This window comes from Streptomyces spinoverrucosus (assembly GCF_015712165.1).
GTDB classification, from domain to species: Bacteria; Actinomycetota; Actinomycetes; order Streptomycetales; family Streptomycetaceae; genus Streptomyces; species Streptomyces spinoverrucosus_A.
The window spans coordinates 3,381,535-3,407,771 of the sequence record NZ_JADPZX010000001.1; the positions used below are offsets into that span (position 1 = coordinate 3,381,535).

Annotated in this window: 28 protein-coding genes and 1 pseudogene; 11 read left to right on the forward strand and 18 right to left on the reverse strand. The window is 70.5% G+C overall.

The window, feature by feature from the left end:
* The first annotated feature begins 143 nt into the window (after nt 1-143).
* Genes I2W78_RS15020 through I2W78_RS15035 form a run of 4 tightly spaced genes read left to right on the forward strand, consistent with a single transcriptional unit; the run spans nt 144 to nt 5,614 of the window.
* On the forward strand, nt 144-1,484 hold the full coding sequence (locus I2W78_RS15020; protein WP_196460305.1) for an ABC transporter substrate-binding protein: 1,341 nt from the start codon (nt 144-146) through the stop codon (nt 1,482-1,484).
* A complete protein-coding gene (locus I2W78_RS15025; RefSeq protein ID WP_307783698.1) occupies nt 1,481-2,365 on the forward strand; it encodes a carbohydrate ABC transporter permease in 885 nt (294 codons plus the stop codon). The genes I2W78_RS15020 and I2W78_RS15025 overlap by 4 nt, the downstream gene beginning before the upstream one ends.
* A gap of 8 nt (nt 2,366-2,373) precedes the next feature.
* The gene (locus I2W78_RS15030) at nt 2,374-3,279 is read left to right on the forward strand and encodes a carbohydrate ABC transporter permease (protein WP_196460307.1); all 906 of its coding nucleotides are present in this window, start codon (nt 2,374-2,376) and stop codon (nt 3,277-3,279) included.
* Nucleotides 3,280-3,304: 25 nt separating this feature from the next.
* Nucleotides 3,305-5,614: a beta-xylosidase/alpha-l-arabinosidase gene (locus tag I2W78_RS15035; RefSeq protein WP_196460309.1), complete on the forward strand. Its 2,310-nt coding sequence runs from the start codon at nt 3,305-3,307 to the stop codon at nt 5,612-5,614.
* A gap of 8 nt (nt 5,615-5,622) precedes the next feature.
* Here the strand turns inward: I2W78_RS15035 and I2W78_RS15040 are convergent, their stop codons facing one another.
* The 4 genes from I2W78_RS15040 to tsaB are packed head-to-tail and all read right to left on the reverse strand — an operon-like array spanning nt 5,623 to nt 8,120.
* A complete protein-coding gene (locus I2W78_RS15040) occupies nt 5,623-5,880 on the reverse strand; it encodes a hypothetical protein (protein WP_196460311.1) in 258 nt (85 codons plus the stop codon).
* Nucleotides 5,877-6,968 carry a tRNA (adenosine(37)-N6)-threonylcarbamoyltransferase complex transferase subunit TsaD gene (gene tsaD, locus I2W78_RS15045; RefSeq protein WP_196460313.1) on the reverse strand — a complete coding sequence of 364 codons (1,092 nt, stop codon included), beginning with the start codon at nt 6,966-6,968 and terminating at the stop codon, nt 5,877-5,879. Before tsaD ends, I2W78_RS15040 begins: the two co-directional genes overlap by 4 nt.
* A complete protein-coding gene (rimI, locus tag I2W78_RS15050) occupies nt 6,961-7,470 on the reverse strand; it encodes a ribosomal protein S18-alanine N-acetyltransferase (RefSeq protein WP_307783699.1) in 510 nt (169 codons plus the stop codon). Before rimI ends, tsaD begins: the two co-directional genes overlap by 8 nt.
* Nucleotides 7,467-8,120, reverse strand: coding sequence for a tRNA (adenosine(37)-N6)-threonylcarbamoyltransferase complex dimerization subunit type 1 TsaB (tsaB, locus tag I2W78_RS15055; RefSeq protein ID WP_196460315.1), 654 nt, complete (start codon nt 8,118-8,120; stop codon nt 7,467-7,469). Before tsaB ends, rimI begins: the two co-directional genes overlap by 4 nt.
* 176 nt (nt 8,121-8,296) lie before the next feature.
* Between tsaB and I2W78_RS15060 the strand changes: the two genes are divergently transcribed.
* Nucleotides 8,297-8,857 carry a hypothetical protein gene (locus tag I2W78_RS15060; protein WP_196460317.1) on the forward strand — a complete coding sequence of 187 codons (561 nt, stop codon included), beginning with the start codon at nt 8,297-8,299 and terminating at the stop codon, nt 8,855-8,857.
* Nucleotides 8,858-9,055: 198 nt separating this feature from the next.
* On the opposite strand, the gene I2W78_RS15065 is transcribed toward I2W78_RS15060, so the two are convergent.
* The 6 genes from I2W78_RS15065 to I2W78_RS15090 all read right to left on the reverse strand — a co-directional run bounded on the left by I2W78_RS15065 (nt 9,056) and on the right by I2W78_RS15090 (nt 15,135).
* On the reverse strand, nt 9,056-9,223 hold the full coding sequence (locus tag I2W78_RS15065; protein ID WP_196460319.1) for a hypothetical protein: 168 nt from the start codon (nt 9,221-9,223) through the stop codon (nt 9,056-9,058).
* Between the two features lie 158 nt (nt 9,224-9,381).
* Entirely contained in the window at nt 9,382-9,894 is a 513-nt protein-coding gene (tsaE, locus tag I2W78_RS15070; protein ID WP_196460321.1) for a tRNA (adenosine(37)-N6)-threonylcarbamoyltransferase complex ATPase subunit type 1 TsaE, read from the reverse strand.
* Nucleotides 9,860-11,110: an alpha/beta fold hydrolase gene (locus I2W78_RS15075; protein ID WP_196460323.1), complete on the reverse strand. Its 1,251-nt coding sequence runs from the start codon at nt 11,108-11,110 to the stop codon at nt 9,860-9,862. The genes tsaE and I2W78_RS15075 overlap by 35 nt, the downstream gene beginning before the upstream one ends.
* Before the next feature lie 127 nt (nt 11,111-11,237).
* The gene (gene alr / locus I2W78_RS15080; protein ID WP_196460325.1) at nt 11,238-12,461 is read right to left on the reverse strand and encodes an alanine racemase; all 1,224 of its coding nucleotides are present in this window, start codon (nt 12,459-12,461) and stop codon (nt 11,238-11,240) included.
* Between the two features lie 69 nt (nt 12,462-12,530).
* A complete protein-coding gene (locus tag I2W78_RS15085) occupies nt 12,531-13,436 on the reverse strand; it encodes a L,D-transpeptidase family protein (protein ID WP_196460327.1) in 906 nt (301 codons plus the stop codon).
* A gap of 226 nt (nt 13,437-13,662) precedes the next feature.
* Nucleotides 13,663-15,135, reverse strand: coding sequence for an NAD(P)H-hydrate dehydratase (locus I2W78_RS15090; RefSeq protein ID WP_196460329.1), 1,473 nt, complete (start codon nt 15,133-15,135; stop codon nt 13,663-13,665).
* 478 nt (nt 15,136-15,613) lie between these two features.
* Here I2W78_RS15090 and I2W78_RS15095 point away from each other — a divergent pair, with 478 nt between their 5' ends.
* Nucleotides 15,614-16,480 carry a hypothetical protein gene (locus tag I2W78_RS15095; RefSeq protein ID WP_374222669.1) on the forward strand — a complete coding sequence of 289 codons (867 nt, stop codon included), beginning with the start codon at nt 15,614-15,616 and terminating at the stop codon, nt 16,478-16,480.
* Between the two features lie 23 nt (nt 16,481-16,503).
* Here I2W78_RS15095 and I2W78_RS15100 read toward each other — a convergent pair whose 3' ends face one another.
* From I2W78_RS15100 to I2W78_RS15110, 3 genes are read right to left on the reverse strand one after another with little or no spacing between them, the layout of a single operon-like run.
* Nucleotides 16,504-16,875, reverse strand: a complete 372-nt coding sequence (locus tag I2W78_RS15100; RefSeq protein WP_196460333.1) for a holo-ACP synthase — start codon at nt 16,873-16,875, stop codon at nt 16,504-16,506.
* A gap of 23 nt (nt 16,876-16,898) precedes the next feature.
* On the reverse strand, nt 16,899-17,417 hold the full coding sequence (locus I2W78_RS15105; protein ID WP_196460335.1) for a hypothetical protein: 519 nt from the start codon (nt 17,415-17,417) through the stop codon (nt 16,899-16,901).
* The gene (locus tag I2W78_RS15110) at nt 17,414-17,710 is read right to left on the reverse strand and encodes a hypothetical protein (protein WP_196460337.1); all 297 of its coding nucleotides are present in this window, start codon (nt 17,708-17,710) and stop codon (nt 17,414-17,416) included. Before I2W78_RS15110 ends, I2W78_RS15105 begins: the two co-directional genes overlap by 4 nt.
* Here I2W78_RS15110 and I2W78_RS15115 point away from each other — a divergent pair.
* Nucleotides 17,660-17,956: pseudogene (locus tag I2W78_RS15115) on the forward strand (Scr1 family TA system antitoxin-like transcriptional regulator); the annotation flags it as partial. The gene I2W78_RS15110 and the pseudogene I2W78_RS15115 overlap by 51 nt on opposite strands.
* An 8-nt stretch (nt 17,957-17,964) precedes the next feature.
* Entirely contained in the window at nt 17,965-18,189 is a 225-nt protein-coding gene (locus tag I2W78_RS15120; RefSeq protein ID WP_196460339.1) for a DUF397 domain-containing protein, read from the forward strand.
* On the opposite strand, the gene glmS is transcribed toward I2W78_RS15120, so the two are convergent.
* Nucleotides 18,150-19,997 carry a glutamine--fructose-6-phosphate transaminase (isomerizing) gene (gene glmS / locus I2W78_RS15125; protein WP_196460341.1) on the reverse strand — a complete coding sequence of 616 codons (1,848 nt, stop codon included), beginning with the start codon at nt 19,995-19,997 and terminating at the stop codon, nt 18,150-18,152. The two genes, I2W78_RS15120 and glmS, sit on opposite strands and share 40 nt — an antisense overlap.
* A 162-nt stretch (nt 19,998-20,159) precedes the next feature.
* Here glmS and I2W78_RS15130 point away from each other — a divergent pair, with 162 nt between their 5' ends.
* The 3 genes from I2W78_RS15130 to I2W78_RS15140 all read left to right on the forward strand — a co-directional run bounded on the left by I2W78_RS15130 (nt 20,160) and on the right by I2W78_RS15140 (nt 22,917).
* A complete protein-coding gene (locus I2W78_RS15130) occupies nt 20,160-20,795 on the forward strand; it encodes a hypothetical protein (RefSeq protein ID WP_196460343.1) in 636 nt (211 codons plus the stop codon).
* A gap of 160 nt (nt 20,796-20,955) precedes the next feature.
* Complete coding sequence (coaA, locus tag I2W78_RS15135) at nt 20,956-21,942, forward strand: type I pantothenate kinase (RefSeq protein WP_196460345.1); 987 nt, start codon at nt 20,956-20,958, stop codon at nt 21,940-21,942.
* 33 nt (nt 21,943-21,975) lie between these two features.
* Nucleotides 21,976-22,917, forward strand: a complete 942-nt coding sequence (locus I2W78_RS15140) for a DUF389 domain-containing protein (RefSeq protein WP_196460347.1) — start codon at nt 21,976-21,978, stop codon at nt 22,915-22,917.
* A 136-nt stretch (nt 22,918-23,053) separates the two neighbouring features.
* Here I2W78_RS15140 and glmM read toward each other — a convergent pair whose 3' ends face one another.
* The 4 genes from glmM to I2W78_RS15160 all read right to left on the reverse strand — a co-directional run bounded on the left by glmM (nt 23,054) and on the right by I2W78_RS15160 (nt 26,177).
* Nucleotides 23,054-24,412, reverse strand: a complete 1,359-nt coding sequence (glmM, locus tag I2W78_RS15145) for a phosphoglucosamine mutase (protein ID WP_196460349.1) — start codon at nt 24,410-24,412, stop codon at nt 23,054-23,056.
* A gap of 206 nt (nt 24,413-24,618) precedes the next feature.
* Nucleotides 24,619-25,131: a 30S ribosomal protein S9 gene (gene rpsI, locus I2W78_RS15150; RefSeq protein WP_129799256.1), complete on the reverse strand. Its 513-nt coding sequence runs from the start codon at nt 25,129-25,131 to the stop codon at nt 24,619-24,621.
* A gap of 42 nt (nt 25,132-25,173) precedes the next feature.
* On the reverse strand, nt 25,174-25,617 hold the full coding sequence (gene rplM / locus I2W78_RS15155) for a 50S ribosomal protein L13 (protein WP_196460351.1): 444 nt from the start codon (nt 25,615-25,617) through the stop codon (nt 25,174-25,176).
* A 311-nt stretch (nt 25,618-25,928) separates the two neighbouring features.
* On the reverse strand, nt 25,929-26,177 hold the full coding sequence (locus I2W78_RS15160; protein ID WP_196460353.1) for a hypothetical protein: 249 nt from the start codon (nt 26,175-26,177) through the stop codon (nt 25,929-25,931).
* Nucleotides 26,178-26,237 lie beyond the last annotated feature (60 nt).

Consider the following 26,237-nt stretch of genomic DNA (forward strand, 5'->3'; position numbering starts at 1 on the left):
GCGACCTCTTGACGGTCCCCTTGTGGCGCCTTACGTTCCCGGAACATTCGAGTTCTTCTTCGAAACATTCGCTCTCAAAGCATTCGCGACTCGAAGCATTCATGACCGTCCACACGCACGTCCCTCCCGAGAGGTGCTGTCTCATGGGGTCCACCACGTCGTCCGCCGGCGGGCGCACGTTCAGCAGGCGCCGGCTGCTCGGCGCCGGCGCCACCACCCTGCTCACCACCGGCCTCCCCGGCCTCACCGCCTGCGGCTCCGGCGGCGGTGCGGGCGGCGACGGCGGCACGATCACCGCCTTCGTGTACGGCGACGACGCGGTGAAGGTCCAGCAGGCGGCCGTGGAACGCTTCAACAAGTCGGCGGCCGCCAAGGAGGCCGGCGGCACGGTGAAGCTGGAGAAGGTACCCGGCTCCGACTACTCCCCCAAGCTGCGTACGGCCATGGGCTCGCCCAGCGCCCCGGACGTCTTCTTCAACTGGGGCGGCGGCTCGATCCGGGCGTACGAGGAGGCGGGCAAGCTCGTCGACCTCACCGACACGATCGAGAACGACCCCGTACTCAAGGACGGCTTCCTGCCCTCCGTCCTCGCGGCCGGCGACCTCAAGGGCCGCCACTACGGCATACCGATGCGCGGCATGCAGCCGGTGATCCTCTTCTACAACAAGTCCGTCTTCGCCGAGCACAAGCTGCGCCCGCCCACCACCTGGGACCAGCTCCTCGACCTCAACGCCAAGCTGAAGAAGGCGAACATCACGCCGTTCGCGCTCGGCGGCTCCGACATCTGGCCCGAGCTGATGTGGCTGGAGTACCTGGTCGACCGTATCGGCGGCCCCGAGGTCTTCCGGCGGATCCAGGACGGCGACGCGCAGGGCTGGGGCGATCCGGCGGTCCTCAGGGCCGCCGAGATGGTGAAGGAGCTGGTCGACGACGGCGCCTTCGGTGACAAGTTCACGTCCGTGTCGTACGTCAACGGCGGCGCACCCGCGGTCTTCGCCAAGGGCAGGGCGGCGATGCACCTGATGGGCTCCTGGGAGTACTCGACGCAGCTCGGCAAGTTCCCCGACTTCGCCGAACAGCACCTCGGCTGGGCGGCGTTCCCCGAGATCGAGGGCGGCACCGGCGACGTGCGCAACGTCGTCGGCAACCCGACCAACTACTGGTCCGTCAACTCCCGTACCCGCAACAAGGATCTGGCGATCGCCTTCCTCAAGGAGGCCGCCTCCGAGGCGTACGCGAGGGACCTGATCGACCTCGGAGACGTCCCGACGACCTCCAACGCGGCCCAGCTCCTCGATTCCGCCCCCAACCCCGAGTACGCCAGGTTCCAGTACGACATGGTCGAGAAGGCCCCCGCCTTCACGCTCTCCTGGGACCAGGCGCTCGGCGAGCTGGGCACACCGATGCACACGGAGATCGGGAAGCTGTTCGCGGGGAAGTCCTCGCCGGCCGAGTTCGTGGCGGCCTGCAAGGAGCTGAAGTGAGCACGGCGGCCACCCGGCGGCGTACCTCGGACACCAGGGTGGGCCGCCCGCACGTCGTCTGGGCCCTGCCCGGCGTCCTGTTCTTCGCCTTCTTCGCGGTCGTCCCGATGGCCCTGGCCTTCTACCTCTCCTTCACCACCTGGGACGGCCTGGGCGACCCGCGGCCCGTGGGCCTGGCCAACTGGCACAGGCTCCTCGACGACCCGCGCATGACCCAGTCCCTGTGGCTGACGGTCCTGCTGACGGCCGCGAGCTGGGCCTTCCAGACGGTCGTGGCGCTGCTCCTCGGCGTCTGGGCGGCGGGCCCGCAACGCAACCGCGCCGTCCTCTCCGCGATCTTCTTCGTCCCGCTCCTGCTCTCCTCCACCGCCGTCGCCCTGCTCTTCTACGCCCTCCTGGACCCGAACTTCGGCATCGTCCAGAAGGACATCCTGGGCTCCTCCAGCGGCGCGTTCCTCGCGATCGTCTTCGTCGGCGGCTGGCAGTTCATCCCCTTCCACACCCTCATCTACCAGGGCGGAGCCCGCCAGATCCCACAGGTCCTCTACCAGGCGGCCGCCATCGACGGCGCCGGCCGCTACCGCCAGTTCTTCTCGATCACCCTGCCGCAGCTGCGCAACACCGTCATCACGTCCACCGTGCTGATCGTCGTCGGTTCGCTGACGTACTTCGAGACGGTCCTGATCCTCACCAAGGGCGGCCCCGGCACGGACACGGCGATCCTGCCGTACCTGATGTACGAGGCAGGCTTCAAGAGCTACGACTTCGGCTACGCCAGCGCCATCGCGTCCTTCCTGGTCCTGGCGGCGACGGGCCTGTCCCTCCTGCTCGTCCGGCTGTCCGGCTTCGGCGCGATGCGCAGCACGCGCGAAGGGATGTGACGCCGTTCATGACGTACGACACCCTGCCGCGCCCGGCGAAGACGACGAAGAACCACGCGACCGCGCCCCCACCCCCGAAACGCCGCCGGCGGCACTGGACGAAACGCGCCAACCCGCTGGCGGGCCTCGGCTCCGTCCTCTGGCTGGCGATCGTCATCATCCCCGTCTACGCGATGCTGTCGGCCTCCCTCACCCCGCAGGACCGCGCCCTCACCGGCAACCCCCTGAGCCCGCCGACCGATCCCACCCCCGACAACTACAACACCGTCCTGAACAGCGGATTCGGCCACCTCCTCAGCAACACGGCGATCGTGGCGGTGGCGGTCGTCGCCATCGTCCTGGTCCTCTCGATCCCCCTCGCCTACGTCACCGTCCGCACCCGCGACCGCTGGTCGAACGCCGCCTTCCAGCTGTTCCTCCTCGGCGTGGCGATCCCCGCCCAGGCGGTCGTCGTACCGCTCTACCTGCTGATCGCCCAGCTCGATCTCTACGACACCCTGCTCGCCGTCATCCTCCCCACGGCCGCGTTCACGATGCCGGTCTCGGTACTGGTGCTGGTCGGCACCCTGCGGGACGTCTCGGAGGACCTGTACGAGGCGATGGCGCTGGACGGCGCATCCCCGCTGCGGACGCTGTTCCAGCTGACGATCCCGCTGGCCAAGGGCGGCATCAGCACGGTCGTCATCTACGCCGCGCTGCAGGCCTGGAACGGCTTCCTCTTCCCGCTGATCTTCACCCAGTCCGACGGCCCGCGCGTCCTCACCCTCGGCCTGTTCAACTACGTCAGCCAGTTCGGCGTGAACATCCCGGCGCTCCTCGCCTCGGTCGTCCTGTCCGGCATCCCGATCTTCGCCGTCTACCTGGTGGCGCGGCGGGCACTGGTGGGCGGCCTGATGGGCGTCGGCGGCAAGTGAACTCGCCCCTTATGTCAGGAGTTTCATGACCACCGCCCCTTGGCGTGACCGCAGCCTCCCCGCAGACGTCCGTGTCGCGGACCTGCTCTCCCGGATGACCCTTGAGGAGAAGACCGCCCAGCTCTACGGCGTGTGGGTGGGCGCCACCGCGGACGGCGACGGAGTGGCCCCCCACCAGCACGACATGACCGCCGACCACGACTTCGACGACCTGATCACGCACGGCCTGGGCCAGCTCACCCGCCCTTTCGGCACGGCCCCCGTGGACCCTGCCACCGGGGCCCGCTCCCTGGCCCGCGCCCAGCGTCACATCGCGTCGGCGAACCGCTTCGGCATCCCGGCGATCGCCCACGAGGAGTGCCTCGCCGGCTTCACGGCGTGGCGCGCGACGGCGTATCCGGTCCCGCTCGCCTGGGGTGCCACCTTCGACCCGGCGCTGGTCGAGGAGATGGCCGGGCGGATCGGCGCCGACCTGCGCTCGGTCGGCGTGCACCAGGGCCTGGCGCCGGTGCTGGACGTGGTCCGCGACCCGCGGTGGGGACGGGTCGAGGAGACGATCGGCGAGGACCCGTACCTGGTGGGCACGGTCGGCGCGGCGTACGTACGGGGCCTGGAGTCGGCCGGGATCGTGGCGACGCTGAAGCACTTCGCCGGGTACGCCGCCTCCGCCGGCGCCCGCAATCTGGCGCCCGTCCGGGCCGGGACCCGCGAGTTCGCGGACGTCACCCTGCCGCCCTTCGAGCTGGCGTTGCGCGAGGGCGGCGCCCGCTCGGTGATGGCGGCGTACACGGAGACGGACGGGGTCCCGGCGTCGGCGGACCCGGGCCTGCTGACCGAGCTGCTGCGCACGGACTGGGGCTTCACCGGCACGGTCGTCTCGGACTACTTCGGCGTCGGCTTCCTCCAGACCCTGCACCGCGTGGCGGGCACCCCCGCCGAGGCCGCGCACGCGGCGCTGACGGCCGGGATCGACGTGGAGCTGCCGACCCTGAAGTGCTACGGGCGGCCGCTGGTCGATGCGGTCGGGGCCGGGGACGTACCCGAGTCACTGGTGGACCGGGCGGCCCGCCGGGTCCTGCTCCAGAAGTGCGAACTGGGCCTGCTGGACGAGGATTGGCAACCGGAGCAGCCGAAGGACCGGATCGACCTGGACTCGGCGGCGAACCGGACCCTGGCCCGCCGTCTGGCCGAGGAGTCGGTGATCCTCCTGGACAACCCGGACGACGTACTCCCCCTGCCCCCGGACACCCGCATCGCGATCGTCGGCCCCCGCGCGGCCGACCCCCTGGCGATGCTCGGCTGCTACTCCTTCCCCTCCCACGTCCTCCCCCGCCACCCCGAGACCCCGACCGGCATCGAGATCCCCTCGCTCCTCGAAGCACTCCGCGCGGAACTCCCCGACGCGAAGGTGACGTTCGCGTCAGGCTGCGGGGTCGCGGACCCCGACCCGTCCGGCATCGAGGAGGCGGTGGCGCGGGCGGCGGAGGCGGACGTCTGCGTGGCGGTCCTGGGCGACCGGGCGGGCCTCTTCGGCCGCGGTACATCGGGCGAGGGCTGCGACGCGACCGACCTCCGACTCCCCGGCATCCAGGCGGACTTGCTGGACGCCCTGGTGGCGACGGGCGTCCCGGTGGTCCTGGTCCTGCTCACCGGCCGCCCATACGCGCTGGGCCGCTGGCACGGCCGCCTGGGAGCGGTGGTGCAGGCCTTCTTCCCCGGCGAGGAGGGCGGCCCGGCGGTGGCCGGCGTCCTCTCCGGCCGCGTCAACCCCTCGGGCCGCCTCCCGGTGAGCGTGCCGCGCCTGCCGGGCGGCCAGCCGTGGACGTACCTCCAGCCACCCCTGGGCCTGGCGGGCGAGGTCAGCAACCTGGATCCGACGCCGCTGTATCCCTTCGGCCACGGCCGCTCGTACACGACGTTCGAATGGACCGACGCCGAAGGCGACCCGCAGACGACGATCGGGACGGACGGCACGTACGACCTCTCGGTCACCGTCCGCAACACGGGCGACCGCGCGGGCGCGGAGGTGGTCCAGCTGTACCTGCACGACCCGGTGGCGTCGGTGACCCGCCCGGACGTCCGCCTGATCGGCTACGAGCGGGTGGAGCTGGAGCCGGGGGACTCTCGCCGGGTCACCTTCCACTTCCACCCGGACCTGTCGTCGTTCACGGACCGTTCGGGCCGCCGAGTCGTAGAACCGGGCGAGTTGGAACTACGGCTGGCGGCGTCCAGTACGGACGTACGCCACACGGCACGACTGACCCTGACGGGACCCGTACGCGCCCTCGGCCCGGACCGGCACCTGCGCTGCGAAACGGAGATCAGCGCCGGGTGAAGGCCCGGTCAGGCCTCGTCCACCGACTCGAACCGCCACCGATGCACCGCCCGCGTCACCAACTCCCCGTCAGGTTCCGGAAGTTCAGGGAGGGCGGCGTCGTACGCGGCGTCCCACCACGTGATGACCAGCACCCGGTCCTGCGGCGCGCGGAAGGTCTCCCGGCGCAGTGGGCCGGGTTCCAGACGCTGGGCTCGCGCCCACGCCAGCAGTTGCTCCCCCCGGCCGGGTACCGCCCGCGCCTCCCACATCAACGCGACTGTCACGAGTACAGGTTCTCCTTGCTGACCTCGTGCACATGGTCGTGGGAGTGCCCGGGCACGTGCGGGTCCGTCACCGGCAGCGACGAGTCCGCCGACAGGTCCCAGCTGGACGCCGCCCGGTTCCGGGCCACCATCTCCGCGCCCAGCGCCGCGACCATGGCCCCGTTGTCGGTGCACAGCTTGGGCCGGGGCACCCGCAGCCGGATGCCGGCCGCCTCGCAGCGCTCCTGGGCGAGGGCGCGCAGCCGGGAGTTGGCGGCGACACCGCCGCCGATCATCAGGTGGTCGACGCCCTCGTCGCGGCAGGCCCGTACGGCCTTCCTCGTCAGCACGTCCACGACCGCCTCCTGGAAGGACGCCGCCACATCGCGCACCGGCACCTCCTCCCCGGCCGCCCGCTTGGCCTCGATCCAGCGGGCCACGGCCGTCTTCAGGCCGGAGAAGGAGAAGTCGTACGCAGGGTCGCGCGGCCCGGTCAGGCCGCGTGGGAACGCGATCGCCTCCGGGTCGCCCTCGCGCGCGTAGCGGTCGATGACCGGCCCGCCGGGGAAGCCCAGGTTCAGCACCCGGGCGATCTTGTCGAAGGCCTCGCCCGCCGCGTCGTCGATCGTCGCGCCCATGGGGCGGACGTCCGAGGTGATGTCGGAGGAGAGCAGCAGCGACGAGTGGCCGCCGGACACCAGCAGCGCCATCGTCGGCTCGGGCAGCGCCCCGTGCTCCAGTTGGTCGACGCAGATGTGCGAGGCGAGGTGATTGACGCCGTACAGCGGCTTGCCGAGCGCGTAGGCGTACGCCTTCGCCGCCGACACGCCGACCAGGAGCGCGCCCGCCAGACCCGGGCCGGCCGTCACGGCGATGCCGTCGAGGTCCTTCGCGCTGACCCCGGCCTCCTTCAGCGCCCGGTCGATGGTCGGGATCATCGCCTCCAGGTGCGCGCGGGACGCGACCTCCGGCACCACACCGCCGAAGCGGGCGTGCTCGTCGACGCTGGAGGCGACGGCGTCCGCCAGCAGGGTGGTGCCGCGGACGACGCCGACGCCGGTCTCGTCGCAGGAGGTCTCGATCCCCAGGACCAGGGGTTCGTCAGCCATGTTGGATCTCGGTTCCTTGTACAGAGGTTGCTGGGTCGGTCAGGCGCATCACCAGGGCGTCCACGTTGCCGGGCTGGTAGTAGCCGCGCCGGAAACCGATCGCCTCGAAGCCGAAGCGCTCGTAGAGCTTCTGGGCGCGGACGTTGTCGACCCGGCATTCGAGCATCACCTCGGTGCACTCGAACGCGGTCGCCGCCCGCAGCAGTTCGGTCAGCAGCCGCCCGCCGAGGCCGGTGCCCCAGTAGTCGCGGGCGACGGCGATCGTCTGGACGTCGGCGATGTCACCGGCGGAGGCGAGCCCGGCGTACCCGGCGATCCGGTCGCGGTCCTCCGCGACGACGTACCGCCGGGTCGCCCCGGGGCCGCGCGCATGGGCGAGCTCGGACCAGAACATGCCCCGGGACCAGGCGTCGTCGGGGAACAGGTCCCGCTCCAGCGCCAGTACGGGATCGATGTCCCACCAGCGCATCTCGCGCAGCACGGGCGTCACGGGTTCGGTCACTTCGGTGTGACCACCTTGTAGTTCTTGGGCACCTGGGCGTCCGGGCGGCGCAGATACAGGGGCCGGGCGGGCGGCAGCTCCTCGCCTCTTTCCAGCCGTTCGGCGGCCAGCCGGGCGAGCGCGGCGGCGGACACGTGCTCCGGCTCGTGCGCGACCGGGAAGGTGTCCGGGTACAGCAGCGCGCCCGCGCCGATCGCGGGCAGGTCCTTGACCTGCTCGGCGATGTCGGCGGGCCGGTCGACGGCCGGATCGGTGACGCGGGTGCGGGAGTCGGCGTACCGCGCCCAGTAGACCTCCTTGCGCCGGGCGTCGGTCGCCACGACGAAGGGGCCTTCCATGTCGGCCGCGTAGGCGAGGCCGTCCAGGGTGCACACGCCGTGCACGGGCACACCGAGCGCGAGCCCGAAGGTGTCGGCGGTCATCAGCCCGACGCGCAGCCCGGTGTACGGCCCCGGGCCGATCCCTACGACGATGCCGGTGACGGCGTCGAGTTTCAGCCCGGCCTCCGACAGGACACGGTCGACGGCCGGAAGCAGCAGCTCACCGTGTCGGCGGGCGTCCACCTGGCTGGACGAGGCGATGACGTCCGTGCCGTCGTGCAGGGCGACGGTCACGGCGGGGGTGGCGGTATCCAGAGCGAGCAAGAGCACGCAAACAGCGTACGGCTCCTGGTGGCCGGTGGCGGACGCAGTGGCGCGCGCGGGCCGTGCAGGCTCCGACACGGTGCCCGACCTCGGGCACGGCCGCCGGGACCCACCGCTTCAGTGCTGCTACCGTCACCTAACGTAACCACATGCCAGGACTTACGACGCGGAGGTGGGCGCCCGTGGCCAGCACCAGCGCCGGAATCGTGACCGGGCTGACGGCGGTCGCCCTCACGGCGGTCGGGTTCCTCGCCTACCAGGCGGCCGCGACGGTGCCGGCCGAGCTGAGCGCCTCGTCGAACAGTCCCGGCGCCTCACCCGCGGTGACCGCGTCCAAGGCCCCCCGCGACAAACGGCACCCCACCGCCCTGCCCGGCGACTCCGGCACCGGCGAACGGGTGGTGTACTCGCTCGACGACGACCGGGTGTGGCTGGTCGGCCCACGGAACCGGGTCCAGCGCACGTACAAGGTCATGCCCAGCCCGGTCGACCCGGCGCCCGGTACCTACGCGGTGACGTCACGCTCGGGCACCACCACCGGCTCCGACGGCACCCCCGTCGAGCACGTCGTCCGCTTCACCAGCGTGGACGGCGTGGTCATCGGCTTCAGCGCGGCGGTGGACGGCGCAGCGGCGCCACCCGACCCGGCGGTGCGGACGGGGGGCGTCCGTCAGACACGGGAGGACGGAGACGCGATGTGGCAGTTCGCAACGATCGGCCAGAAGGTCGTAGTCATCCGCTAGCACGTGCGACGGTTCGGCAGCGCCCCGAAGGGGCGCGCCGAACAGGGGCGCGGGGAACTGCGCGCCCAGCCACAACGACGCCGCACCCGACCAACCACGCACCCCGCCACAACGACGCCGCACCCGACCGACCACGCACCCCGCCACAACGACCCCGCACCCAACCGACCACGCACCCCCGCACAACCAGCGGAGCGCCTACGCGGCGTCGCGATGCTCGACCCGTTCTTCGCGAGCCACCGGCTCCGGCGTCCGCGGCGGCGTGGAGATCGCGTTCGCGGCGGCGCAGGACGCCAGCAGTTCGCGCATGGACACCCCGGCGGGCTGGACGGGCCGCGACTGCGGCGAGCGGTCCGTGGTCGACATGGACGCCTCCTGAGGGCCGGGGGCGGAGCTGGTCGGCGTAACTTAGGCACACCTAACCAGTGGCTGGATACCATGTGACCACGTCCGAGACACCGGACGCAACATCTTGCCGACGTCTTGTCGGAACGTTCACCGGAAGCCGGGGCCGGGCACAGGCGTCACGCCGACAGCGACCCCAGATCCACCACAGCCCAGCGCTCGCCGACACCCGTCAGCGTCACGTGCCGTACCTCGTCCGTCGTGTCCCCCACGGCCCGGTGGATCATCACGTGCAGCCGGTCCTCGGTCAGCTCCTCGACCTTGCCCTCGCCCCACTCCACGACGACCACCGACTCGGGCAGCGAGACATCGAGGTCGAGGTCCTCCATCTCGTCCAGCCCGCCACTGAGGCGGTAGGCGTCGGCATGGACGAGCGGCGGCCCGTCCCCGAGGGACGGATGCACGCGGGCGATCACGAACGTCGGCGAGGTGACCGCCCCGCGCACGCCGAGCCCTTCGCCGAGCCCACGGGTCAACGTGGTCTTGCCCGCGCCGAGTTCCCCGCTGAGCATGACCAGGTCGCCGGCGCGCAGCAGTTTCGCGAGCCGACGGCCGAGGTCACGCATCTGCTCGGGCGAGTGGACGATCAGCTCGGACTCAGCCGGGTTGTGCGGTGCCGCTGGTGCTTCCATAGCCACCCACGGTAGCCCCTGCCGGCACGGCACCCGCGCGGGTGAGCAGGTCGGCGAGCCGGTCGGTGACCACTTCCGGGTGTTCCAGCATCACCAGATGCCCCGCGTCCGGTACGAGGACCAGTTCCGCGTCCGGCAGCAGATCGGCGATGGCCTCACTGTGCTCGCTCGGCGTGACCAGGTCCTTGAGCCCGGCCAGCACCAGCACCGGCAGCTCCACGAAGTGGGCCAGCGCCTCGGTCTTGTCGTGGTCGGTGAACGCCGGATAGAACTCGGCGACCACGTCGATCGGCGTGCCCTCGATCATCCGCTCGGCGAACCGGGCGACGGCCGGGTCGACGTCCCGGGAGGCGAACGAGTAGCGCTTGATGATCCCGGCGAACAGGTCGGCGACCGCCCGCCGCCCCTTCTCCACCAGCTCCGCCTGCTGCCCCAGGGCCCGCAGCACACCGGGCAGCACCCGCCGCACCGCGTTGACGCCCGCGACCGGCAGCCCGAAGTTGACCTCGCCGAGCTTCCCCGACGACGTACCCACCAGCGCGACCGCGACCACCCGCTCCCGGATCAGCTCCGGGTACTGCGCGGCCAGCGCCATCATCGTCATGCCGCCCATCGAGTGACCGACCAGCACGATCGGCCCCTCGGGCACGGCCGCGTCGATCACGGCCTTCAGGTCCCGGCCGAGCTGGTCGATGGTGATCGGCGCACCCTCCTGGAGCTGCGCCGCCCCGCGCTCGGACCGGCCGTGGCTGCGCTGGTCCCAGTGCACGGTCCGTACGACGCCCCGCAGTGCCGCCCGCTGGAAGTGCCAGGAGTCCTGGCTGAGGCAGTAGCCGTGGCTGAAGACGACGGTGACCGGCGCGGGTGCCTTGCGGCCGAACAACCGACGCCGCCGCGGTGACACGCCCGCGTCGGCCTCGACCTCGTCGACCTCGTAGTACAGCTCAGTGCCGTCATCGGCGTGCGCCCGCCCGGGCGTGCCGCGCAACGCGCCGTACGGCCCCGCCGAGTCGAGGGCGAGCCGGGCCTTTCGCCGCATGCCCCGGCCGACGGTCATCCGCTCTATCGCGACGCCGGCGGCCGCGCCCGCGGCGATCACTCCTATGGCGGCGCCGGCGATACCGGTCACCTTGCGCCAGTTTCCGGCCACCCCCGTGGCGGAAGCGACGGCCGCGGCGGCGGCGTCGACGACACCCTCCGCACTGCTCTCGCTCACGTACCGCTCCTCTTCGCCGGATCGTTGTCGTTGGTCGGTGGGTCAGGTGGTGCTGCTGCGTCTGTCGGTGCTGGGCCCCCGTGTGGACCGGTCCCGGGGCGGGTTACCCGTCTTGTTCCCCGTTCACCTATCCCCCGAGGGGCTGTTCCCGGCCGACCTGCGTCCCCCGGCCGTCGGCCTGCTCCTCATCGACATAGACGCGCGGAACGCGCGTTCCGATGCGGGTCACGATTTCGTATGCGATCGTCCCCGCCGCCTGCGCCCAGTCCTCGGCGGTGGGCTCCCCCCGGTCACCGGGCCCGAAGAGCACGGCCTCCGATCCCGGCGGCGGCTCGTCTCCCCCCAGGTCGACGACGAACTGGTCCATCGCGATCCGCCCCGCGACGGTCCGCCACTTCCCGCCGATCAGCACCGGCCCGGTCCCCGAGGCGTGGCGCGGGATGCCGTCGGCGTAACCGAGCGGGACGAGGCCGAGGGTGGTCTCCCCGGCGGTCGTGTACCGATGGCCGTAACTGACGCCGTGCCCCCCGGGCACATGCTTGACCAGCGCCAGCGACGCCGACAACGTCATCACCGGCCGCAGCCCGAAGTCGGCCGGGGTGCCGATCTCGGGGCTGGGCGAGATCCCGTAGAGCGCGATTCCCGTGCGTACGAGGTCGAAGTGGGCCTCGGGGAGGGTGAGGGTGGCGGGCGAGTTGGCGATGTGCCGCACCTCGGGGCTGATGCCCTCGCCCTCGGCGTACGACACCATCTCCCGGAAGCGGCCGAGCTGGAGGGCGATGGACGGATGCCCCGGCTCGTCGGCGCAGGCGAAGTGCGACCACAGTCCCGTGACCCGGACGAGCCCCTCGCCCTCCGCCCGGGCGGCCGCCGCGACGAGCTCGGTCCAGTCGGCGCCGGGCTGGCAGCCGTTCCGCCCGAGTCCCGTGTCGGCCTTGAGCTGCACGCGGGCGGGCCGTCCCGCCTGCCGGGCGGCCTCGGTGACCTCGCGCAGGGCCCACATACCGCTCACGGAGACATCGAGATCGGCCTCGATGGCCTCGCGCCAGGGCCCGCCCGGCGTCCACAGCCAGCACATGATCCGGACGTCCGCCGGAATGCCTTCGGCCCGCCGCAGCGCCAGGGCCTCCTCGGGCGTGGCGGTGCCCAGCCAGTCGGCTCCCGCCGCCACGGCGGCACGCGCGCACGGCAGCGCCCCGTGGCCGTACGCCTCGGACTTCACCACGGCCATCAGGGCCGCGCCGGGCGCATGGGCACGCAGGGTCCGCACATTGGCGCGCAGCGCGGCAAGATCGATCTCGGCGCGACCGCGCAGCGGGGCGGTGCTCGGCAGCTGTGCAGTGGTACTCATCGCGCCCAGTGTCTCAGAGGGGTCGGACATCCCTTCGACACCTGCCCCACCGACCCCAAGGGAGGCGCCCTACGACCCCGGCCTCCGCCCCCACACGTACACCCAGTCCCGCTTCTTCAGCACACCCCACAGCCTCCGGGCGTCCCCCAGCCGCAGATTGACGCATCCGTGCGAGCCGACCGTGCTGAAGACGGACCCGTAGGAGGCGTGAAAGGCCTGCCCGCCGCTGAAGAACTGGGAGTACGGCATGGGCGTGCCGTACAGCGTCGACACGTGGTTCTTGTGCCGCCAGTAGATCCGGTGCCACCCGCTCCGCGTCCGGTACCCGGCCCGCCCGCTGCGCACCGGCACGGGCCCGAAGACGACCTTTCTCCCCTGCTGCACCCAGGTCAGCTGCCGGCCGAGATCGACACAGGCGACCTTGTGCGTCCGGACGGGGCATTTCCCGGCCGCGTTCGGGTTCTTCCTGGCGGAGATGAGCTGCATGTGCGCCCAGGTCACGGGCCCGGCGAACCCGATCGCCGGCTTGATCCCATGCTTCTTCTGAAACGCCCGAATGGCCCCGCAGTCCGCCGCCGACTGCCTCCCGTCCACCCTCAGCTTCAACCACCGCTCGACCTGCCGCTGATAGGGCCCGGCCTGCCTACTGCACGCCACGCGCGCCGCGGCCTCCCCCAACGGCACGTACTCGATGGGCGCGTAGGCCCCGGCGGGCGCGTGGCGGGGCTCGACGGCGTCCTCTCCTGGGGTGGGTTGGTAGACCGTGGGCGCGAGCTGTTGATCGGGCGTGTCGACCTGCCAGGGCTGACCGTGCCCGGGGGCGACACCGGGCACCAGCTCGCGTTCGGAGGCGGGGGCTGGGGGCGGTACGGCGATGGCCGGGGCGGGGGCGGTGGGGAGGAGGGTGGCGCCGAGGGCGAGGAGTACGGCGAGGGTGCGGGGGGTTGTTCGACGGGCGGCGGGTCGGCTGATCATGCGATCAGAAAAGCGTGGCGGCGAGGCGAACGCGGGGTGCCGCGCAGCACCGCTCGCACAATTGGCCCGCGCCGCTCACACAATCAGCCCGCCCGGCACCATCAGCCCGGCCAGCACCATCAGCCCGTCCGGCGTTTGAGGACGAGGCCCGTTCAGGGCCGAAGCGGGGGTCTGGGGGCGGCAGCCCCCAGGGACGGGACGGGTAGGGGCGGCGGGGGCGAAACCCTCACCCCCGCACCCCCACCACCCCGCCCCCCACACGCACACTCACAACATCCCGCCAGGCCCCCGGAACCGCCCCCGCCACATCCAACGCCCCCACCGGCGCCCCATCCGCCGCGAACCGCCCCGCCAGCCCATGCAGATACGCCCCCACACTCCCCGCATCCCGAGCCGAAAGCCCCGCCGCCAACAACGACCCCGCAAGCCCCGACAACACGTCCCCACTCCCGGCCGTGGCCAGCCACCCCGTCCCGGTCGCATTCACCCGCACGGCCGTCCCACCCCCCGCCTCGGCCACCAACGTCGTAGACCCCTTCAGCAACACGGTCGCCCCATACCGCCCCGCCAACTCCCGCACGGCCGCAAGCCGAGCCCCCTCGACCTCCTCCCGGCTCACCCCCAACAACGCCGCGGCCTCCCCCGCATGCGGAGTCATCAGCGTCGGCGCGCTCCGCCCCCGCACAGCCCCGACCTCCGCCAACCGCAACCCGTCCGCATCCACAAGCACCGGCACATCCGCCCGCAACACCTCACCCACCGTGCCCGCGTCGTCCCCGGCCCCCGGCCCCACGACCCACGCCTGCACTCGCCCCGCCCGCCGAGGCCCCTGATCCGACACCAGCGTCTCGGGGAACCGAGCGATCACCGCATCCGCGGCGGGCCCCACGTACCGCACGGCCCCCGCCCCACCCCGCAACGCCCCCGCAACGGCCAGCACCGCGGCCCCCGGATACCGAGCCGACCCGGCGGCGATCCCGACCACCCCCCGCCGGTACTTGTCACTCTCCGGCGCCGGCACCGGCAACAGCGCGGCCACATCCGCATGCTGCAAGGCCTCCAACTCGGCGCCCCCACCCGGCAACTCCAGCCCGATGTCGACAAGCCGCACCGACCCGGCGTACTCCCGCGCGGGATCCACCAGCAGCCCCGGCTTGTGCGTCCCGAACGTCACGGTCAGGTCCGCCCGCACGGCGGCCCCCCGCACCTCCCCGGTATCGGCGTCCACACCACTCGGCAGATCAACGGCGACCACAGCCGCCCGCGCCCGAGCGGCAGCCTCCGCCAACGGCGCGGCCTCGGCCCGCAGTCCGCCCTTCCCGCCGATCCCCACGATCCCGTCAACGACCAGATCAGCCCGCTCGATCAACCCCTCGGCACCCGCCACCCCCGCAACGGAACCCCCCGCCCGCCGCAGCGCCGCAAGCCCACCCCCATGAGCCCGCTCCGGCGACAGCAGCACAGCCGTCACCCCCGCCCCCCGCCGAGCCAACCGCGCCCCGGCATAGAGCGCGTCGCCCCCGTTGTCCCCACTCCCGACCAGCAACACCACCCGGCTGCCGTAGACCCGCCCCAGCAACTCCGCGCAGGCGGCGGCCAGCCCGCCCGCCGCCCGCTGCATCAACGCCCCCTCCGGAAGCCGCGCCATCAACTCCCGCTCAGCCGCCCGGACCGTCTCCACGTTGTACGCAGTACGCATACGCCCGAGTGTCCCGCACACCACTGACACCGGCGCACCCATTGACGCTTTGCCACCCCGTTGCCAAACTCCCCACCCCCACACGGTGAATCGATTCAGTCGAACGCCTTCGACGCACCCGAATCGCTTCACCGAAACCAAGACGAGCGGAGGACCCCCCATGGGACGCAGAGCCGCACTCCCCGCACGCAGGCCCGCGGCGACAGCCACAGCAGCGGCCGCAATCGCCCTCCTCACCACTGCGGGCGCCCTGACGGCCGTTCCGGCCAAGGCCGCCCCAGCCGCCCCAGCAGCAGCCTGCGGCGAGGGCTCGTACCAGGCGGAGGCCGTCCTGAACGGCAGCACCTGGACCGCCCGCCGAGGCAGCACGACGGTCCACACCGGCACGGACCTCCGCTCCGCTGTCCAGGCGGCGGTCAACAGCCTCACGGCCGGCCGCACGAGCAAGGAGCGAGTAGTAGTACGGGGCTCAGGACCGATGTCGGCCGGTTCCCGCATCTCGCTCCCGAGCTACACCACCCTCGACGTCTGCGGCACGATCAACGTCACCGGCAGCGGCAGCGGCGACCAGGCCCCGATCTACTCCCGAGGCACCAGGGACGTGGAGGTCCAGCACCTCAACGTCACCGGCAGCCCCCTGTACGGCGTCTTCATGCGCAACGTACAGAACGTGATTCTCGGCCACATGGACATGCGCCTGTCCTCAGGCCTGGGCATCCGCATAGACAACCGCGGCGACACGTCCCAATGGACGCGCAACGTCCGCATAGACAACGCCTACGTCTCCGGCGCATCGAGCCACGCGGTCGAAACGTACGGCGTGGACGGCATCACGATCGGCACGGTGACGGCCCGCAACGTGGGCGAGTCGGGCCTCCTCCTCAACCAGACGATCAACGCCAACGTCACGAAGGTCGACGCGGACGGAGCGGGCACCGGCACCGGCTACGCCGCCTTCCGCATGGCCAACCGCAACGGGCGGGTGGGCAGCGGCTACCCCACGAACATCCGCGTGGGCGAAGTCGTGGCCCGAGGCGGCGGCCGGGGCGTGTTCTGCGTCTCTGAGAGCGGCGGCGCGGTAATCGACCGCGTGAATATCTCGAACACAGGCAACAACGCAATCCTCATCGAGAACTGCTACAACGTGAACATCGCCGCCCAGAGCGGCACAGTCACCGGTGGCGGCGAAATCCGCCTGGCGGCCCGCTCGGAATTCCCGAACAACGCGGACATCACGATCCAGAACCTGAGGGTCACCAATTCGGCCATCCGAGAAAGCCCGTGCGGCACGAACACCACGTTCCGCAACAACACGCTGGTGAACAGCACGCAGTCGATCTGCTGACGTGGCCAGGGCCTCGGTGGACGTCACCCTTCGGCGATGACAACCGCCGAGGCCACACCGGCATCATGACTGAGCGAAACATGCCAGGACCGCACCCCGAGCTCCGCGGCCCTGGCGGCCACGGTCCCCTTCACCCGCAACCGAGGCTGCCCGGTGTCCTCCACATACACCTCGGCATCGGTCCAGTGCAGCCCGGCCGGCGCCCCGAGCGCCTTGGCGAGCGCCTCTTTGGCCGCGAAACGCACAGCGAGGGAGGCGATACCGCGCCGATCCCCGCTGGGCAGCAGCACCTCGCTCTCCAGAAACAGCCGATCGACCAGCCCGGGCGTACGCTCCAACGCCTCCTGGAACCGGTCAATCTCGGCAACATCGATACCGACCCCGATAATGCTCACTCGGGCACCCTAACCGTCCATGGTCAGACCTGTTCAGGAGCGCACGGGGAACCCTCCGGGTCCGCGTCGAACAGGTCCTCCACTTTCTCGACCGTCCCGGCCCGGTCGAGCCAGTCGTTGAGGCGGTCGAGGTCGGTGCAGCTGGTGATGCGTTCGCGAACTTCGTCGGAGACTTGAAGTCCGCGCACTTCCAGCACGCGCAGGACGCCCCTGGCCTCGCCCCTGGCTACGCCCTTGGCCTCGCCCTCAGCCACACCCTCGGCCTTGCCTTCGAGGTAGGCCCGCTCCATGACGGTGCCCCGGCCAGGAAAGTAGTTGACGAACGTCATGATGATTTTCCTCCATGTCTCTCCGGCGGGAGTACCAGCGAGGGCAGCGTCCATGAACTGGACGATGAAGTCCGAGTCCTCAGCAGACAGCCCCTTGGAGCCACGGGCCAGCGCCTCCAGTATGGCCTCGATGTGAGGGCTGTTGGCATGTGTCAGGGCTGAGAACACCGCCATCGCAGGCTTCTCGGCGGCCGTTCGCGCGTCAGTGATCACCGGAACATTGTCCGGACCCACGACCAACGGATACGTCCGCTGCACGGTCCAGCCACGCGCTGTGCAGTCGAACGGGCCGGCGGCCCACTGGCCGTGGCCCGGCCGCACACCACGGTCAGGAGTACCGGCAGTCCGTACTTGGACTGGAGGTACGCGACGTAGTACGGCCAGGTCAACTCCTTCTTGCGGTTGCGCTTCTTCTGGGACTCGATGGCCAGCAGGAAGGACTCCCCGTCGGCGGGGCCTACTCCGCCCAACTCGCCCGCGTCCTGGAACTCTCCGAAGCCGACCACATCACAGTGCGGGTCATTCCCTTCGACCTGGACGGCTTCGGCGGGGCCTGGAGCGCCATGATGCTCGCGGGCGGAGCCGTACCGAAACTGGACACTGCCGTTCGCGACGCGCCTCACGGCACCGGCTTCATCGACTCCGAAGCCCAACTCGACGTCTTTCGAACGCTCTTCCGTAGAGTGGAAGGCGTGTCACTCGACCCCGCACAGTCGCGTGACGTCATCCACAGGCTGGCCAAGGAGCTGTGAGGCCCACAGTGACCACCCCCGACAACTGGCGGAAGTCGTCCTACTCCGGAGGCGGCGACGGCAACAACTGCGTCGAGATAGCCGACCGCCGCACGCACATAGCCGTCCGCGACTCAAAGGCCCCGACCAAGTCGTTGCTATGTTTCCCGGCCGGAGCCTTCAGACCCTTCCTTGAGGCCCTGAAGAACGAGCCCTACTCCACCGTCACCGACTTCGCCAGATTCCGAGGCTGATCCACCTCATTCCCCCGCGCGGTGGCCAGCTCACACGCGAACACCTGCAACGGCACCGTCGCCACCAGCGGCTGAAGCAAGGTCGGCGTAGCCGGAATCCAGATCAAGTGATCCGCATACGGCGCCACCGCCTCGTCCCCCTCCTCCGCGATCACGATCGTCCGCGCACCCCGGGCCCGGATCTCCTGGATGTTGGACACGATCTTGTCGTGGATCACGGACCGCCCCCGCGGCGACGGCACCACGATCACCACCGGCACGTCCTCCTCGATCAGCGCGATCGGCCCGTGCTTGAGCTCACCCGCCGCGAACCCCTCGGCGTGCATATAGGCGAGCTCCTTCAGCTTCAGGGCCCCCTCCAGCGCGACCGGATACCCGACGTGCCGCCCCAGGAAGAGCACCGTCCTCTTGTCGGCGAGCGTGCGCGCCAACTCCCGTACCGGCTCCATGGTCCGCAGGACACGCTCCACCGAACCGGAGATTTCCGACAGGTCCCTGACGACGTCCCGGATCTCGTCACCCCACTTGGTGCCCCGCACCTGCCCCAGATACAGCGCCACCAAGTAGCACGCCACCAGCTGCGTCAGGAACGCCTTCGTGGACGCCACCGCGACCTCCGGCCCGGCGTGCGTGTACAGCACCGCGTCCGACTCGCGCGGGATCGTCGAGCCGTTGGTGTTGCAGATCGCCAGCACCCTGGAGCCCTGCTCGCGGGCATGCCGCAGCGCCATCAGGGTGTCCATGGTCTCGCCGGACTGGGAGATGGCGATGACGAGCGTCTGCTGATCCAGGATCGGATCCCGGTACCGGAACTCGCTCGCCAGCTCCACCTCGCACGGGATCCGGGTCCAGTGCTCGATGGCGTACTTCGCGATCAACCCCGCGTGGAAGGCCGTACCGCACGCGACGATGACGACCTTGTCGACCTCCCGCAGCACCGCCGCAGGGATCCGCACCTCGTCGAGCGTCAGCGAGCCGGACGCGTCGATGCGCCCCAGCAACGTATCGGCGACCGCCTTGGGCTGCTCGGCGATCTCCTTGAGCATGAAGTAGTCATAACCCCCCTTTTCCGCGGCCGACGCGTCCCAGTCGATGTGGTACGAACGCACGTCCGCCGGCCGGCCGTCGAAGCCGGTCACCGTCACGCCGTCCCGGCGCAGCTCCACCACCTGGTCCTGACCCAGCTCGATCGCCGACCGCGTGTGGGCGATGAACGCGGCGACGTCCGAGGCGAGAAAGGCCTCGCCCTCTCCAACGCCCACCACGAGCGGCGAGTTCCGTCGTGCCCCCACGACCACGTCCGGCTCGTCCGCGTGCACCGCGACCAGCGTGAACGCCCCCTCCAGCCGCCGGCACACAAGCCGCATCGCCTCCGCGAGGTCGGCGCACGACGAGAACTCCTCGGCGAGCAGATGAGCGACGACCTCGGTGTCGGTCTCGGACGCCAGATCGTGGCCCCGCTCCGCCAACTCGGCGCGCAGGCACGCGAAGTTCTCGATGATCCCGTTGTGGACGACGGCGACCCGCCCGGCGTTGTCCAGATGCGGATGCGCGTTCGCATCCGTCGGGCCGCCGTGCGTGGCCCACCGCGTGTGCCCGATTCCCGTGGATCCGGTCGGCAGCGGCCGCTCGGCCAGCTCCTTCTCCAGGTTGACCAGCTTCCCGGCCCGCTTCGCCGCCGCCAGCCCACCGTCCGCGAGCACGGCGACGCCAGCCGAGTCGTAACCCCGGTACTCCAGCCGCTTCAGCCCGGCCGTCACGACCTCAAGCGCCGACTGCGACCCCACGTATCCCACGATTCCGCACATGACCGGCAGCCTACGGTCCAACAGCCACCGAAAAAGGCCTCCGCGTGCCCGAAATCGGAAATTCCCACTAGGGTACGAACGTATCGGCGGCGACTTCCAGGGCCACAGACTCCGCGAGCCAGTGGTGAGAATCGGCCAAACTTCCGAGGCCGTGAGGTGACGATGAGACGGCAGGACATCTGGGTCGACTTCGGACTCAGCGGACTCACCAAGTGGTTCGCCGGCCCTTGGGTCGGCGAGGCCACGCCGGAGGAGATCGTCGCCGGTGCGGCGGACTGGGGGGACGGGGCCTATGCGGCCACGCTCCTTGAGGACGCCCTGCGTCTGCTGGAGTCGCCGGTGTCCACCCGGGTGATCGCCCTCCTGTGGCGTGCGGCCACCGGGCTCCCACACGACCACGACATGCGGGGCGACGAGCGCGCATGGCTGGGCGAAATCGTCCGGATCTGCGCCGAGCGGATACGCCGCAACGAGCCGTCGTTTACTCCCGTACCGCCGGATCCCCCGGTGGACGGGTCCCTGAGGGAGGCGGTCCTGGAGGAGATCCGCAAGGCCGCGCCGGCCGTGGAGCGCGCCGTTGGACCGGGCGGGGCCGAGGTGGTGGCCGGCCTGGAGCAGGTGGTCGTCCAGGTCGACCCCGACCTCGGGTTCCGGCTCTTCCTGCGGGTCCTCAAGGCACACCTGGTTCCGGTCACGGAGTCGCGGTACCTGCGGTATCACGAGCTCGGTGAGCGCTTCGGCCACCACGAACTCGTGGTCGACGACGGGACGCTGCAGTCGGCTTCCGACACGGACTGACGGACGCGCCACGCCGGTCCCCCGAAGGCCCGCACCCCTGTCGCCAGGAGTGCGGGCCTTCGGCGTACGGGCTCCGTGACGACCCGCACCTCCTCCAGCCAACCCCGTGACGTGACCCACCCCACCCCCCGCCCCGTTCAAACTCCGTTAACAATGGACTGTGATCTCTCCGGTCTCCCCGCCCCGGAGCGCCCACCGGCCCCGGCCGGAGGCGACTCCCTACGTCGACCTCACCCGCGCCGAGTGGAGCGCGCTGCGCGACAAGACCCCGCTGCCGCTGACGGCGGAGGAAGTCGAGAAGCTGCGCGGCCTCGGTGACGTCATCGACCTCGACGAGGTGCGGGACATCTACCTCCCGCTCTCCCGCCTGCTCAACCTCTACGTCGCCGCCACCGACGGCCTCAGAGGCGCGCTCAACACCTTCCTCGGCGAACAGGGCTCCCAGTCCGGCACCCCCTTCGTCATAGGCGTCGCCGGCTCGGTGGCGGTCGGCAAGTCCACCGTCGCCCGCCTCCTGCAGGCCCTGCTCTCCCGCTGGCCCGAACACCCCCGCGTCGAGCTGGTGACGACGGACGGCTTCCTGCTGCCCACCAAGGAGCTCCAGGCCCGCGGCCTGATGTCGCGGAAAGGTTTCCCCGAGTCGTACGACCGCCGCGCCCTGACCCGTTTCGTCGCCGACATCAAGGCGGGCAAGGACGAGGTCACCGCCCCCGTCTACTCCCACCTCATCTACGACATCGTCCCCGGCGAGCGCCTCGTCGTACGCCGCCCCGACATCCTGATCGTCGAGGGCCTGAACGTCCTCCAGCCCGCCCTCCCCGGCAAGGACGGCCGCACCCGCGTCGGTCTCGCCGACTACTTCGACTTCAGCGTGTACGTCGACGCGAGCGCCGAGGACATCGAGCGCTGGTACCTCAGTCGCTTCAAGAAGCTCCGCCAGACGGCCTTCCAGAAGTCGGACTCCTACTTCCGCAAGTACACCCAGGTCTCCGAGGAAGAAGCCCTCGACTACGCCCGCACCCTCTGGCGCACCATCAACAGGCCCAACCTCGTGGAGAACATCGCCCCCACCCGCGGCCGCGCCACCCTCATCCTCCGCAAGGGCCCGGACCACAAGGTGCAACGCCTGAGCCTGCGCAAGCTGTAACGCGGGGCTGTGGGCGGCTGTTAGAAAGGCGTCATGCTGCATCTGCGCCTGATCACCCCGGCCGACAGGACGGACGCCGTGGTGCGACTGATCGAGAAGACGGTCGGCACCACGCACCTCGTCGTCATGCCGGGCGCCGCCCGCGATCCCTCGGGGGACGTCGTGATGTGCGACGTGGCGCGCGAGGCGGGTGACGAACTCATCGGCGCGCTCAGGGAGCTGGACCTCGACCAGAGCGGCTCGATCGCCGTCGAGAACATCGACCTGTCACTGTCCGAGCGGGCCCGCATGGCCGCGGAGGAGGCCCCGGGCGAGGCCGCCGACGCGGTCCTGTGGGAGCACCTCACCGACGCCACGCACGAGGAGTCGACGCTCTCCGTCACGTACGTGGCCTTCATCACGCTGGCCACCATGATCGCGGCCTGCGGTGTGGTCCTCGACAACGCGATCCTGATCGTGGGCGCGATGGCGGTGGGCCCGGAGTTCGGCCCGCTGACGGGCATCAGCACGGCCCTGGTCCAGCGCCACCCCCGCCTCGCCCTGCGCTCGCTGATCGCCCTGCTGGTGGGTTTCGCGGTGGCGATCGCGGTGACCGTGGGCTTCAGCCTCTTCATGGACGCCGTCGGGCTGTTCACCGAGGACCGGTTGGAGGGCGCCCGGCCGCAGACCGCCTTCGTCTACGCCCCCGACGCCTTCTCCTTCGTCGTCGCGGTCCTGGCCGGCATCGCGGGCACCCTCTCCCTGACGTCCTCGAAGTCGGGCGCCCTGGTCGGTGTCGCGATCTCCGTGACCACGATCCCGGCCGCCGCGAACGCGGCCGTGGCCCTGAGCTACGGCGACACGAAACAGACGGTGGGCTCCATCGAGCAACTCCTGCTCAACCTGCTCGGCATCCTCCTGGCAGGCACCCTGACCCTCCTGGCCCAGAAGTGGCTGTGGTCAACCCAACGGCGTCGCAGGAGCAGCGCCGGTTGAAGGGGCGCGGGGCTCTGCTGACATGCGGCTCCGCCGCGTATGCGCGACGAGCCACAACGAGCCCGCAGCCCACCGACAACAGAACCCCCACCACAAACCGGCAAACCGGCAAACCGGCAAACCGGCAAAAACAGACTTACCCCAACGCGGACTTCACCGCATCAGCCAACCGCCCCGCCACAGACCGAGCCTGATCAATATCCGCCGCCTCGACCATCACCCGCACCAACGGCTCGGTCCCGGAAGGCCGAAGCAGCACGCGCCCCGTGGCCCCCAACTCCCGCTCCGCCTCGGCAACGGCCACAGAGAGCTCGGCCGAGGTCCCGACGCGGGACCTGTCCACATCCGGCACATTGATCAGCACCTGCGGCAGCCGCTCCATCACACCGGCCAGCTCGCGCAGCGACTTCCCGCTCTCGGCGACCCGCGCCGCCAGCAGCAGCCCGGTGAGCGTGCCGTCGCCGGTCGTCGCGTGGTCGAGGATGATCACGTGCCCGGACTGCTCACCGCCGAGCGCGTAACCGTGCTCCTTCATCTCCTCCAGCACGTACCGGTCCCCGACGGCGGTCTGGACCAGCCGGATCCCCTCGCGCTCCATGGCCAGCTTGAAGCCCAGATTCGACATCACGGTCGCGACAACGGTGCCGGAGCGCAGTGCGGAACGCTCCCGCATCGCCAGCGCGAGCACGGCCAGAATCTGGTCGCCGTCCACCTCCTCACCGGTGTGGTCCACGGCGAGGCACCGGTCCGCGTCACCGTCGTGCGCGACACCGAAGTCCGCCCCGTGCTCGACCACCGCGGCCTTCAGCTGGTCCAGGTGCGTCGACCCGCACCCGTCGTTGATGTTCAGCCCGTCCGGCTCGGCCCCGAGCGTGACGACCTCGGCCCCGGCCCGCGCGAAGGCCTCCGGCGACACCCGGGCCGCGGCTCCGTGCGCCTCGTCGAGGACGATCTTCAGCCCGTCCAGCCGGTTCGGGAGAACGCCCAGCAAATGGGAGACGTACTGGTCGAAGCCCTCCTCGTAGTCCCGCACCCGCCCGACCCCGGCCCCGGTCGGCCGCTCCCAGGGCTCACCGCGCCGGTGCTCCTCGTAGACGGACTCGATCCGGTCCTCGATGTCGTCGGGCAGCTTGTGCCCACCGCGCGCGAAGAACTTGATGCCGTTGTCCGGCATGGCGTTGTGGCTGGCGGAGAGCATGACACCGAGGTCGGCTCCGAGCGCGCCGGTGAGATGCGCCACCGCAGGCGTCGGCAGCACGCCGACCCGCAGTACGTCCACGCCCGCGCTGGCGAGGCCGGCGACCACCGCGGCCTCCAGGAACTCCCCGGACGCGCGCGGGTCACGGCCGACCACCGCCGTCGGCCGGTGGCCCGCGAAGGTGCCCGCCTCGGCCAGTACGTGGGCCGCTGCTACGGACAGACCGAGCGCCATCTCGGCCGTCAGATCCGCGTTGGCGACACCGCGCACGCCGTCCGTACCGAAGAGTCGTCCCACTTGTCCTCCTGAGGAAACATCAGTTCCGGTTGCCGTACGGGCGCGGCCCGCCCATGCGGCTCCCGTGTCCCAGGCATATGCTGCCTGACCATCCGATCACACAAGACTTTGAGCGTCTTGTGTCGTTATACGCCTGTGTCTGTGATAAACGAACGCCCCGGCGGCACCATGGCGTGCCGTCGGGGCGTTCGGAGTACGGCCCGCGCTTAGCGCTTGCTGTACTGCGGAGCCTTGCGGGCCTTCTTCAGACCGGCCTTCTTGCGCTCGACCGCACGGTCGTCGCGGCGCAGGAAGCCCGCCTTCTTCAGCGGACCGCGGTTGTTGTCGACGTCGGCCTCGTTCAGCGCACGGGCGACACCGAGACGGAGCGCACCGGCCTGACCGGAGACACCGCCACCGGCGATACGGGCGATGACGTCGTAGCGGCCCTCGAGCTCGAGCACCTTGAAGGGCTCGTTGACCTCCTGCTGGTGCACCTTGTTCGGGAAGTAGTCCTCAAGGGTGCGACCGTTGATCTTCCACTTGCCGGAGCCCGGAACGATCCGGACGCGGGCAATGGCGTTCTTGCGACGGCCCAGGCCGGCGGCCGGCTGCGGCTCGCCGAAGCGGGAGGCCATGGACTCCGAGGTGTACTCGCCCTCGACGGGGACCTCGGACTCGGTGGTGTAGCTGTCGATGTCAAGCTCTTCGAGCGGCTGCTCGGCAGTGGTCTCGGCCACGATTCTCCTCAGATTCTCTTCAGTCTTAGGGGGTGGCCGGACTTACTGCGCGACCTGGGTGATCTCGAACGGAACCGGCTGCTGGGCAGCGTGGGGGTGGTTCTCGCCGCGGTAGACCTTCAGCTTGGAGAGCATCTGACGGCCCAGGGAGTTCTTGGGGAGCATGCCCTTGACGGCCTTCTCGATGGCCTTCTCGGGGTTCTTGTCGAGCAGCTCGTCGTAACGGACGGAGCGCAGACCACCCGGGTAGCCCGAGTGGCGGTACGCCATCTTCTGGGTCCGCTTGTTGCCGGAGAGGTGCACCTTGTCGGCGTTGATGATGACGACGAAGTCACCAGCGTCGACGTGCGGCGCGTAGATCGGCTTGTGCTTGCCCCGGAGGAGGGTGGCGGCAGTGGTGGCGAGACGGCCCAGGACGACGTCCTGAGCGTCAATGACGTGCCACTGGCGCGTCACATCGCCGGGCTTGGGGCTGTACGTACGCACGGTTCGTAGCCTTCGCTTCGAGTGAATGGTCCTAGACAAGGTCACCGAAACGATCACGACAGCCCTGACCGCACAGCGGTGACGCAAACCGCGTGCTGATCGCTGGTCATCGGCCCGGTGGACCGGTGTAAGGGCCCGTCCCGTGAGAATGAGCAAGCCAATACACAACGAAGAAGCAGGATACCCGTGGCGTGTCCACACGGTCAAAACGGGTGGACGACGACCGGGAAACCCGCCGCGCACCCCACTTTACGGCCCGCCTCCAGAGCATGTTCTACGGCTCACTTTTCAGAGCCCCGCCCGCTTCGTTTTCATAGCCGCATCCGCTCACCCCGCACGGTCACGGCCACCACACAGAACGTGAGCGCCCGCCGCGCCCGCCGACGCACCCGCACCGAGCAGCAACGCGGCACCACCAGCAGCAGAAGGTCGTACGACGGACCCGCGACCCGTGTCCCCGAGAGCAGCACGCCCACCGCGATCTCGACGAGCACCCCCCACAGGCCGCCCGCGACCCTTCGTACCAACCACCCACAGATGCCGTATTTGCCCGTGCTCATGGAGCGAACGCTAGGGGTTCCAGGGCTCGTTGAGACGGACCAGCACACCCCTCGGCCCGT

What these genes read in the sequence shown, in the direction of transcription:
- I2W78_RS15020 (WP_196460305.1), top strand. Translation starts at nt 144, where the DNA reads ATGGGGTCCACCACGTCGTCCGCCGGCGGGCGCACGTTCAGCAGGCGC.
- I2W78_RS15030 (WP_196460307.1), top strand. Translation starts at nt 2,374, where the DNA reads ATGACGTACGACACCCTGCCGCGCCCGGCGAAGACGACGAAGAACCAC.
- I2W78_RS15035 (WP_196460309.1), top strand. Translation starts at nt 3,305, where the DNA reads ATGACCACCGCCCCTTGGCGTGACCGCAGCCTCCCCGCAGACGTCCGT.
- tsaD (WP_196460313.1), bottom strand. Translation starts at nt 6,968, where the DNA reads ATGGCTGACGAACCCCTGGTCCTGGGGATCGAGACCTCCTGCGACGAG.
- I2W78_RS15065 (WP_196460319.1), bottom strand. Translation starts at nt 9,223, where the DNA reads ATGTCGACCACGGACCGCTCGCCGCAGTCGCGGCCCGTCCAGCCCGCC.
- tsaE (WP_196460321.1), bottom strand. Translation starts at nt 9,894, where the DNA reads ATGGAAGCACCAGCGGCACCGCACAACCCGGCTGAGTCCGAGCTGATC.
- alr (WP_196460325.1), bottom strand. Translation starts at nt 12,461, where the DNA reads ATGAGTACCACTGCACAGCTGCCGAGCACCGCCCCGCTGCGCGGTCGC.
- I2W78_RS15085 (WP_196460327.1), bottom strand. Translation starts at nt 13,436, where the DNA reads ATGATCAGCCGACCCGCCGCCCGTCGAACAACCCCCCGCACCCTCGCC.
- I2W78_RS15090 (WP_196460329.1), bottom strand. Translation starts at nt 15,135, where the DNA reads ATGCGTACTGCGTACAACGTGGAGACGGTCCGGGCGGCTGAGCGGGAG.
- I2W78_RS15095 (WP_374222669.1), top strand. Translation starts at nt 15,614, where the DNA reads ATGTCGGCCGGTTCCCGCATCTCGCTCCCGAGCTACACCACCCTCGAC.
- glmS (WP_196460341.1), bottom strand. Translation starts at nt 19,997, where the DNA reads ATGTGCGGAATCGTGGGATACGTGGGGTCGCAGTCGGCGCTTGAGGTC.
- I2W78_RS15130 (WP_196460343.1), top strand. Translation starts at nt 20,160, where the DNA reads ATGAGACGGCAGGACATCTGGGTCGACTTCGGACTCAGCGGACTCACC.
- I2W78_RS15140 (WP_196460347.1), top strand. Translation starts at nt 21,976, where the DNA reads ATGCTGCATCTGCGCCTGATCACCCCGGCCGACAGGACGGACGCCGTG.
- I2W78_RS15160 (WP_196460353.1), bottom strand. Translation starts at nt 26,177, where the DNA reads ATGAGCACGGGCAAATACGGCATCTGTGGGTGGTTGGTACGAAGGGTC.